This is a genomic window from Streptomyces sp. SA15 (assembly GCF_002291145.1).
In the GTDB taxonomy this organism is placed as follows: domain Bacteria; phylum Actinomycetota; class Actinomycetes; order Streptomycetales; family Streptomycetaceae; genus Streptomyces.
The window spans coordinates 1-8,761 of sequence record NZ_NTGE01000174.1; the positions used below are offsets into that span (position 1 = coordinate 1).

9 protein-coding genes and 3 pseudogenes are annotated in these 8,761 nt (G+C 69.8%); 8 read left to right on the forward strand and 4 right to left on the reverse strand.

Translation table 11 applies throughout. The features are described from left to right. Positions 1 to 168: 168 nt before the first annotated feature. Positions 169 to 735, reverse strand: coding sequence for a TetR/AcrR family transcriptional regulator (locus tag CLM62_RS38505; RefSeq protein ID WP_095754534.1), 567 nt, complete (start codon positions 733 to 735; stop codon positions 169 to 171). 153 nt (positions 736 to 888) lie between these two features. On the opposite strand from CLM62_RS38505, the gene CLM62_RS38510 reads away from it, so the two are divergent. Then, positions 889 to 1,248, forward strand: coding sequence for a nuclear transport factor 2 family protein (locus tag CLM62_RS38510; RefSeq protein WP_257004330.1), 360 nt, complete (start codon positions 889 to 891; stop codon positions 1,246 to 1,248). 322 nt (positions 1,249 to 1,570) lie between these two features. On the opposite strand, the gene CLM62_RS38515 is transcribed toward CLM62_RS38510, so the two are convergent. Then, on the reverse strand, positions 1,571 to 2,173 hold the full coding sequence (locus CLM62_RS38515; RefSeq protein WP_257004331.1) for a uridine kinase: 603 nt from the start codon (positions 2,171 to 2,173) through the stop codon (positions 1,571 to 1,573). A gap of 193 nt (positions 2,174 to 2,366) precedes the next feature. Here CLM62_RS38515 and CLM62_RS52330 point away from each other — a divergent pair, with 193 nt between their 5' ends. The 3 genes from CLM62_RS52330 to CLM62_RS38525 are packed head-to-tail and all read left to right on the forward strand — an operon-like array spanning position 2,367 to position 4,496. Next, positions 2,367 to 2,702, forward strand: a complete 336-nt coding sequence (locus CLM62_RS52330; protein WP_257004332.1) for a hypothetical protein — start codon at positions 2,367 to 2,369, stop codon at positions 2,700 to 2,702. Next, positions 2,686 to 3,126 (forward strand): TnsA-like heteromeric transposase endonuclease subunit, encoded by a 441-nt coding sequence (locus CLM62_RS52335; RefSeq protein ID WP_257004333.1) that lies wholly within the window; start codon positions 2,686 to 2,688, stop codon positions 3,124 to 3,126. The genes CLM62_RS52330 and CLM62_RS52335 overlap by 17 nt, the downstream gene beginning before the upstream one ends. Further along, positions 3,123 to 4,496: a hypothetical protein gene (locus CLM62_RS38525; protein ID WP_179382407.1), complete on the forward strand. Its 1,374-nt coding sequence runs from the start codon at positions 3,123 to 3,125 to the stop codon at positions 4,494 to 4,496. Before CLM62_RS52335 ends, CLM62_RS38525 begins: the two co-directional genes overlap by 4 nt. Positions 4,497 to 4,575: 79 nt before the next feature. On the opposite strand, the gene CLM62_RS38535 is transcribed toward CLM62_RS38525, so the two are convergent. Continuing rightward, entirely contained in the window at positions 4,576 to 5,559 is a 984-nt protein-coding gene (locus tag CLM62_RS38535) for a hypothetical protein (RefSeq protein WP_095754536.1), read from the reverse strand. Between the two features lie 162 nt (positions 5,560 to 5,721). On the opposite strand from CLM62_RS38535, the gene CLM62_RS50450 reads away from it, so the two are divergent. From CLM62_RS50450 to CLM62_RS38545, 3 genes and pseudogenes are all read left to right on the forward strand, one after another. Further along, positions 5,722 to 5,871 carry a hypothetical protein gene (locus CLM62_RS50450; RefSeq protein ID WP_179382408.1) on the forward strand — a complete coding sequence of 50 codons (150 nt, stop codon included), beginning with the start codon at positions 5,722 to 5,724 and terminating at the stop codon, positions 5,869 to 5,871. A 19-nt stretch (positions 5,872 to 5,890) separates the two neighbouring features. Continuing rightward, the gene (locus tag CLM62_RS38540; RefSeq protein WP_095754537.1) at positions 5,891 to 7,063 is read left to right on the forward strand and encodes a JmjC domain-containing protein; all 1,173 of its coding nucleotides are present in this window, start codon (positions 5,891 to 5,893) and stop codon (positions 7,061 to 7,063) included. Continuing rightward, positions 7,060 to 7,755 (forward strand): annotated as a pseudogene (locus CLM62_RS38545) (aldo/keto reductase); the annotation flags it as partial. The gene CLM62_RS38540 and the pseudogene CLM62_RS38545, both read left to right, overlap by 4 nt. Positions 7,756 to 7,869: 114 nt before the next feature. On the opposite strand, the pseudogene CLM62_RS38550 reads toward CLM62_RS38545, so the two are convergent. Continuing rightward, a pseudogene (locus tag CLM62_RS38550) lies at positions 7,870 to 8,328 on the reverse strand (helix-turn-helix domain-containing protein); the annotation flags it as partial. A gap of 200 nt (positions 8,329 to 8,528) precedes the next feature. Between CLM62_RS38550 and CLM62_RS38555 the strand changes: the two are divergent. Then, positions 8,529 to 8,761: pseudogene (locus CLM62_RS38555) on the forward strand (hypothetical protein); the annotation flags it as partial.

Here is an 8,761-nt window from a genome sequence, read left to right on the forward strand (position 1 = left end):
TCCACCTCGCCATGACCGACCTGATGGCCCGACGCCTCACCAGCGAAGCCACCATCTCCTGGCGCGACCCGACCTCCCGGGACCAAACACTAATTCCGGGATAAAACATCGGGAGAAAACGACCTCTGAGTACAGCCTGCTCACATTCCGAGCGACGGGGCATTGGGTTCACCCCGGCGGTCCTGTCAGGGCCTTGATGGCGGGGCGGAGCAACGCGGCGATGTGATCCGCAGGGGCCTCACGAAGCGCGGCCAGGCCGAGGAGTTGGTGGCCGATGGTCACGCCCAGCAACGCGGTGACAACCAGTGCGGCACGCAGTTCGGGATCCTCGGCAGCGGGCAGGGCGGCACCGACGCTGTCGATCTGCCGGCCGAGAGCGGCACGAACATGATCGGCTGCCGCCTGGTCGGTGAGCATCGACCGCATCATCGCCAGCGTGCCCTCGGGAAGACCACCGAGCTTGAGGCCGAGCGAGGCCAGCAACTGATCGACGAGCTCGTCGGCATCAGTGGCCGTCAGCGGGGCGGGCAACGCCTGCACAGCTTGGCTGAACAGCTCCCGCTTCGAGCCGAAGTACTGCATGACCAGAGCCGGATCGACGCTCGCTGCGGTCGCCACTGCGCGAATGGTGGTGCGCTCGAATCCCTTCTCGGCGAACAGCTCCCGGGCGCTGTCGAGGATGCGTACCTCGGTCGCTCGGCGGCGGTCGGCGCGGGACTGGCGAGGAGTGGACACCAATTCACTCTACAACCGTTGACCGAACTCTCGGCCCGACCCTACCGTGATTGGGTCAACAAGTGTTGAGCGAATGGGATGACCCCCGTGTCACATCTGGAAACACCTGCTGTTCGCACCCCTCACGAGGTGCTGACCTGCTACTACCAAGCCATGCTCGACAAGTCCCCAGACGATCTCGCCGATCTCTACTCCATCGACGCGGTGCACGAATTCCCGTTCGCCTCACCCGACTTCCCCCCATGCTTCGAGGGTCGCGAGGCCGTGCGCGCCGGATACCGGGCGGCCTGGGGCGCCAGCCCCGCCAAGGTGCAGGAGGTCAGGAGGATCGCAGCCCACGAGACCGCCGATCCGGAAGTGATCATCGCCGAGCATGTCGTGGTGGGAACGCTGCCGACCAAAGCCACCACGTTCACCGTCCCCGGTCTCCTGATACTCCACGTCCACAACGGACTGATCACGCGAGTCCGCGACTACATGGACGGCTCAGGAGTCGCCAGCGCCAGGGCGTGACGGCCCGACCAGTGCAGCGGCAGCCCGACCTGGGACCGGACAGCACTCAATCTGTCCGATCCCAGCCCCCGAGATCTGTCTCAACGAACCAAGTCCCCGCGTCTCACCCAATCCAGTCGACGCAGGTCAGCGCAAGGGTGGACGACTAACTTCGTTGAGACAGGACAGTTGTCCTGTCTCGCAGAAGTCGAGGCAGTTTCGTGTCACGTCTCTAACGGTCTGGGTCCACGTCTCAGTTGATCTGGTCTGATTCGTCTGTGGTCGCAGGTGATCTGGTCCGATCCACCATCCAGAGCTGACCCTGGCATATCGGCAAACAGGGTCAGGCTGGCCATTTCGTCACCCGGGGTTCGGCAGGGTCGTCGTTGTCAATCACCACATCGGCAGCCAGTTCAGGTTCGGCCGTCACGCGGTAAAGCCGCTGTCCGGGCAGATAACGCCGTTCGTAACGTTCGCGTACGACGTCGGACCCGCCGAGTGCCTCTACGTCACGGACCAGCGCCCGTCGCAGCGCCTCCTCCGCGCTAACATCGACGAAGATGCTCACATCCCAGCACTCACGCAGTTCCGGCCGGAGCATGAACACCCCGTCGAACAGCAGCACCGCGTCCTCTGGCGCGACCCGCACCGGCTCCTCGACGGCCGCGTCGATCCGGTAGTTGAACACGGCAGTGCGATATCGGCGGTCACCGCCGGGGCCCAGCGGATCCAGGACGGCCCTGCGGACGGCGTCGTAGTCGAACGAATCATGGTAGAAGCCGTCGGGCGACAGGTTCCCACGTCGAAGCCGCACACTCCTGGGCCGGTGGAATCCGTCGATCCCGACTCGGATCGCCGCTCGCCGCCTGGCCAGATTCCGGGCCAGCTCGTCGGCCAAGGTGGTCTTGCCAGCAGCGTCCGGACCATCCACCGCGACGCGGAGCACATGCTCCGGCCTCCTCGACGCGATGAGCTCCACGAGAGCCCCGACCAGTCCGGCCCGCGACAATCGCCCCTCCACTGCACCCACCTCCCGTTGCATGTCATCCCTCGTTAGGGTGACGCCTCCGCTTTCTGGACCTTCGGACGCTCGAAGTTGTTCCACCCTCGCACTACGGCCAGAGTGCCGGGGAGGGCACATGGGCGAGCCTGCGGAGGCGGTATCCACCTGGGAGTACGCGTCGGACGTCCATGTGGGGTTCGTGGATGCCGACGGCGCCCGTCGGCTCGGTCCGCTGACTCGCTACTGGGGCGAGCCCTTCGAACTTGCCTCAGCGGTCCGGAAGTTCACCGCGTTCAAGGGGCAGAAGAACTTCACGGGCGACTACTGGGCGGTGACCTCGCGTTCCCTGGTGGGCTACGAGTCGTGGGTGGAGAGGGACGCGGCGATGGCCCTGGACTTTGAACCCGCCGTCGTAGCTCTGTCCTCGCAGCCCTTCCGTCTGGTTTGGCACGACGGTGGACCGGGATCGTGAGCACACCCCGGACTACTTCGCTCGGCTGGCCGACGGGACCGGAGTGGTCGTCGATGTCCGGCCCCAGAACCTGGTCGACGAGGAGGCCGCCGAAGCCTTCGCGTTCGCCGCGCGGATCTGTGAGTGGGTGGGGTGGCAGTTCAGGCTGGTCGGAGACCTGGGGCAGTCCTTCCGGGCGAATCTGCGCTGGCTGGCCCGCTACCGTCATCCGCGTTGTTGCCGGGCGCCGGTGGCGGACTGGCTGCGGGAGGTGTTCGGCGAACCGCAGATGCTTCTCGCCGGAGCTGAGCGGGTCGGAGACCGGTTGGCGGTGCTGCCGGTGCTCTATCACCTGCTCTGGCAGCACGAACTGACGGCGGATCTGGTCTCGGCCCTGCTGGGTTCTGGGACCGGTGTCTGCCTGGCGGCACGGGGGCAGCCGTGAGTTCCGCGCGTCCGGGGCGGCTACGGCTGGGCGACCGTGTCCGGTTCCAGGAACACACCTACACGGTGGTCGGGCTGACCGGGATGCGGGTCCGTCTGGCCGACGTCCACGGCACCGGCATGCTCGTGGACCAGGTCCATCTCCAAGCCGCCGAGGACTTCGCCGTTCTCGGCCCCGGTGAGCGGGCCGCGTTGGGCTCGTCCGCGCTGCTGGGGCACCTGCCCAAGGAGGTGGCGGACCGCGCACTGTGGTGGCAGCGGCACCTCGTCGAGTTACTGACCGGCCTGCCGCCGGACGCCCCGGCGGGTACCCGTCCCCGGCCCGAGTACGACCCGGCCACCCGCTCGCTGGCGGAACGCGAGCGGGCCAAGGCGGCCGAACTTGGCGCGCTGGGTGAGGAGATCAGTGCGCGGACCGTCAAGCGCAAGCGGCAGCGCTACGAGGCCGGCGGCGTCGAAGCGGTGGTGGACCACCGGCTCGCCCCGCACGCCTCGCTGCTCGGCCAGGCTGACCCGCGCGTCGTGACGGCGATCCGGCAAGTCATCGCCGAGAGCATCGAGGCGTCCACCCGCACAATCGAGTACGTGCGGTGGCGAACCCGGCAGATCCTGGACGCCGAGCATGGCAAGGACCTGGTGGAGATGCCGTCGCGGGCCACGTTCTACCGGCTCTTCGGCAAGCTGTCCCACGGCGTTCATGTGACCGGCTCGGCCCGCACCCGTCGTTCCCTGGCCGATCAGCCCTCCGGCCCGTTCCGTTACGAGCAGGTCGCTGCCCCGGGCGAGTTGATGCAGATCGACTCCACTCCTCTGGACGTGCTGGTCCGGCTCGATGAGGGGGTGCCCGGCCGGGTCGAACTCTGCGGTCTCGTCGACGTCGCCACCCGGACCATCGCCGCCGCGGTGGTACGGCCGACCACCAAGTCGGTGGACGCCTCGCTGCTGCTGGCCAGCGCTTTGACCCCGGAGCCGATGCGGCCGGGATGGGCCCCGGCCCTGGCGATGTCCCGCTCAGTGCTGCCGCACCGCAGGCTGCTAGCGCTGGACGAGCGCCTGGAGCACGCGGCTGCCCGGCCGGTGATCGTCCCCGAGTGTGGTCACGGTTTCAGGCGGCCAGGGCCTCCTACGAGTCGCGTACGGCGCGCTCGTGGTGGTGCTGAGCGGGGATCGCCTCGAACAGGTCCTGGGCGCGGCGGCGGACCAGGCCGGTGCGGAAGTCCGCAGGCAGCGCCGTCAGGGCGTCGACCGTACGGCGGCACGCCTGCTCGGTGTCACCGTCGTGATGGGAACACGCCGCCGCGTCGATGTTCAGCAGGGTGCGCGTCATGGTGCTGGTCGGCGCGGACAGCTCCAGGGCGCGCTCCTGGCTGACGTGGGCGAAGCGGGTGTCCCCGAGCGTGGTGAACGCGTGGCTGAGGTGGACGTGATGCTTCTGCTCGCCGTACGTCACTCACGTGTCCGACCGCTCGCCCTCGGGGAGCCGGTCCATGAGGGCGTCGGCGGCCTCGAGCGCGGCGCGGGCCTGCTCGCTCTGGTGGTTGAGGGCGTAGGCGCGGGCGGCGACCGCGGCCGCCAGCGTCGCCGCGGCGGTCGGCCGGTGCCCGGCGACGTGACGGGCCCGTTCGGCAAGGCCGGCCGCCGCTTTTGGGGCTCCGTAGTTGAGCGGGACCATCGCCTCCCGGGCGAGGACCCAGGCGTGCAGCTGGTCGTCACCGGATTCGGCGGCGGCCCGGGCGGCGGTGGCGAACCAGGCGCGGGACTCCCGTCGGCTGCCCAGGTCGTGTAAGACGATCGCGGTCATCCCGGCCATCTGCCCGGCCGTGCGGCACAGCCGAGCCCGTACCGGGGCGGGTTGCGGGACGGTGAGCAGCGGGCGCAGGGTCGTGAAGTCGGCGACCAGGTCGGCCAGGACGCGGGTGGGCTGCTGGCCGTGGTAGCCGTACCCGTAGCTCTCGGCTGCGGCCTCGAGGTCGGCGAGGTCCTGGGGCGCGTCGGGGGAGAGGCTCTGGTCGACGTCGGTCCGGGCGGCGGTGAGGGCGGCGAGCGCCGGAGCGGTGAGGCCGGCGGCGAGCGCGCCACGAAGCAGGTTGCGGCGCTTCATCGGATCATCTCCATGGTGGGACTCCGTGCTGAGGGCGGCGGTGTCTTCCCAGGGTTGCGCAGCAAGGCCCAGTAGGGCACCGGGAATGCGCAGACCGCCGGCGATTCGCTCGACAGTTGCCAGCGCGGTGACGGAGGCTGCGCCCCGGGCGATTTGGCTGACACGCTCGGCTTTGAGCGCGCACGCTTCGGCGATCCGGTTGAAGGAGATGCCCACGCCGTGGAGCATCGCGAAGACCACGGAGAAGTCCCTGTCCTGCAAGGCCCTCAGGAAGACGGGGTCGGCCAGGAGACGGCGCGGAACCTGGGCGGGTGACGGCGGTAAGTCGTCCACAAGTCCCCCTGAAAGCTCATGGAATGACGATGCGTCAGCCTCGCGACCATACCCACTGTGGGGGCCCCATGACCGGGTTATCGCCAGCCGTTCTCATGGCTGTACTGGCGGGTGTCGCGGCCGTGCCGTCAGGGCCGGCCGACCGATCAGGAGGAGGTCCTCATGCAGAGTCCCGTCCAGCCCCCGCCCGCCACGTCCGGGCCGTCGACCGGCGGTCTGGTCCGTTCCCGTCGGCTGATCGTCGCCGCCCGGGGCCGCAACGCCATCCCCTCGGACGGCGGCGGCACCGGTAAGAGCGACGGCAACGACTGACGAGCGGGGTCCTGACGCGATGACGGATGTGTCCATCGCGGCATGCCTGGGCGGGGACTTCCTCGCCCAGGCACTGCACCGCGATTACCGCCATGTACCCGGCGCGATCGATGTCGCCGGGCTGATGACCTGGGACGACCTCAACCAGATCCTGGCCGCCCACCGGCTGGAGCCGCCGCGCATGCGGCTGTCCCGCGATGGCGAGACGCTGCTGGTGGGCGGGTACACCGCCCCGGTGGCCACGCGCCGGCACACCGTGTGGCACCGCCTCCACCCGGCCGAACTGCACGCCCGCCTCCAGGAGGGCGCCTCCCTCGCCCTGGACAGCGTCGACGAACTGCACCCGCCGATCGCCCGGCTCGCCGAAGCGCTCGAGCGTGAGCTGCGCACACGCGTGCAGGCGAACCTCTACGCTTCGTGGACCAGCACCGAGGGGTTCGGCGTTCATTGGGACGATCACGACACCGTCATCGTCCAGCTGGACGGCGCGAAGCGGTGGCGGATCTACGGAACCACCCGCCCGTTCCCGCTGTACCGGGACATCGAGGACCCGGGCGAGGCGCCCAGCGAGCCCGTGGCCGACCTGGTCCTCAATCCCGGGGACGTGCTGTACGTGCCGCGCGGCGTGTGGCACGCGGTCTCCGCCGACCAGGGCGTGCGCTCCCTGCACGTCACCTGCGGCCTGCAGACCCACACGGCGACGGACCTGATGGCGTGGGTGGCCGAGCAGCTGCTTACGCACGAGGACTGGAGGCGCGACCTGCCGCTGCTCGCCGCGCCGGACGTCCAGGCCGACGCCGTGGACGGAATGCGCAAGCGTCTCGCCGAACTGCTGGACGACCCAACGCTGATCGCCCGCTACCGGGCCGCGATGGACGGACAGGCCGTCGGCCGCATGGTGCCGAGCCTGCCGTACATCGACGGCATCCCGGCCGACTCGCACCTGCGGGTACGGCTGACCACCGCCCGCGCGGTGCTGGAGGTCGGCGAGGACGCGGTGACGCTGTCCGCCGCCGGCACCGTGTACGACTTCGCCCCCGAGGCGGAGGCGGTGCTGCGCCCGCTGGTCGACGGCCGCACCGTGGACCTGGCCGCGCTCGCCGACACGGCCGGCCTCGCCCTGGAGGACGTCGTCGGGCTGGTCCAGGAGCTCGTTGCCGGGCAGGCCGCGACGGTGGGGAGCCTTCTGTGACGGCACAGCTCGCTCTGGGCACCTACCGGTGCCGGGCGATCCCGGAGGCGGCTGCCCGTGCGGCCGCCTCCGGCGCGCAGTGGATCGACACCGCCCCCAACTACGCCACCGGACGCGCGCAGACCTTGCTGGCCCCGGTCCTGGCCGCCCACCCGTCGCTGCGGGTCTCCACGAAGGCCGGCTACTTCACCGCGGCCACCGGTGCCGAAGCCGTGAACGCCGGTGTCCTCACCGAGGACCAGCCCCTGGCTGGGCACAGCCTCGCCCCGGAGTATGTGCGCTGGCAGGTCGGCCGCAACCGCGAGCAGCTCGGGCATGAACGGCTGGACCTGGTCACGCTGCACAACCCCGAGCGTGCCCACCCCGGCGACCGCCCGGCGCTGCACCGCGCGATCCGGGACGCCTTCGCCATCCTGGAAGAAGCCGTGGCGGCTGGGCACATGACCGGGTACGGGATCGCCACGTGGGCGGGCCTGGACGAAGAGGTGTTCGCGGTGGGGCAGCTGCTCGCCCTGGCCGCCGAAGCCGCCGGCGGACAGCACCACCTGGTCGCGGTCCAGCTGCCGGTCAGCCTGGTGATGATGACGCCGATCACGCAGGCCCTTCACGGCCGTGGCCCACTCCCGGCCGCCGCCGACGCGGGCCTGCAGGTGATGGCGTCCGCGCCGCTGCACGGCGGCGAGTTGCCCGGCATGGTCGACCAGGAGCTCGCCGACCTCATCCGGCCGGGCCTGCCCCCCGCACAGGCGTGCGTTCTGGCGGTCGCGTCATGCCCAGGAGTGGCGAGAGCGGTGGCACCGAGGACAGACCTTCCCGGTCTTGGGGCGAGGCCGGCGGGCGTCAGCGCGGCGCTGGGCGGTGTAGGGCCGGTAGTGCCAGCGGCCGTCGGCAAGGAGGGTGCCGTTGCGGCGGACTTCGCGGCTGATCGTCGATGGGCTGCGGCCCAGCTCGGCGGCGATCGCTCGGATGGTGGCCTTCTCCAGTAGCCGGTCGGCTATGTGGACGCGGTCGGCCTCGCGGAGATAGCGCGAGGGATCGCTCGATTCATCGACGGGTGCCGCGTTGAGCGGTGGATATGCCTTGATCCGACCCGAGGCCCCTCGTCCGTTGCGCCATCGTTCGCCGGTACGGGTGCTGATGCCGACGGCCCTGGCAGCCTCGGCAAAGCTCATTCCTTGATCCACAAGTAGGAAGTATGTCTCCCGTTCTTGGACCAACGGCCTGTTGCCCTGGGGCCTCCGGTTCCCACGAAATTCGACGTCCATCGCCACCTCTGAGCTGAGGTGTTGCAACGACCACTAGAACCCAGACCATGAGCCCGACCACGGTTCCGGCCGTGCCGCGCCCATCCCCGACCACGGCTGGTCAGCGGGGCGTGGCCGCGGCGGGAGCTGGCCGGGTCAGGCTTAATGCTCGAGCCCTGCGGAGTCGGACTCTTTGGATCACACCGGTAGGCTTCCTCGTCATGCCCACAACAGCGCGCAGGTCTGTCCTCGGTGCCACCGCTCTCGCCGTCCTTCTTGTCGGCGGCACCGGCTGTTCGGCCGACTCCGGCCAGGCCGACAGCAGTTCCAAAGTGCTGGAGGGGCTGGGCGCCCTGGCTGACGACAGCAGCGCGAACCAGGTGTCCTACCTCGACGCGGCGAAGGCGCGTGAGCTGAGCAAGGGCGATCAGAAGCGGATCGGCTCCATCGGCCA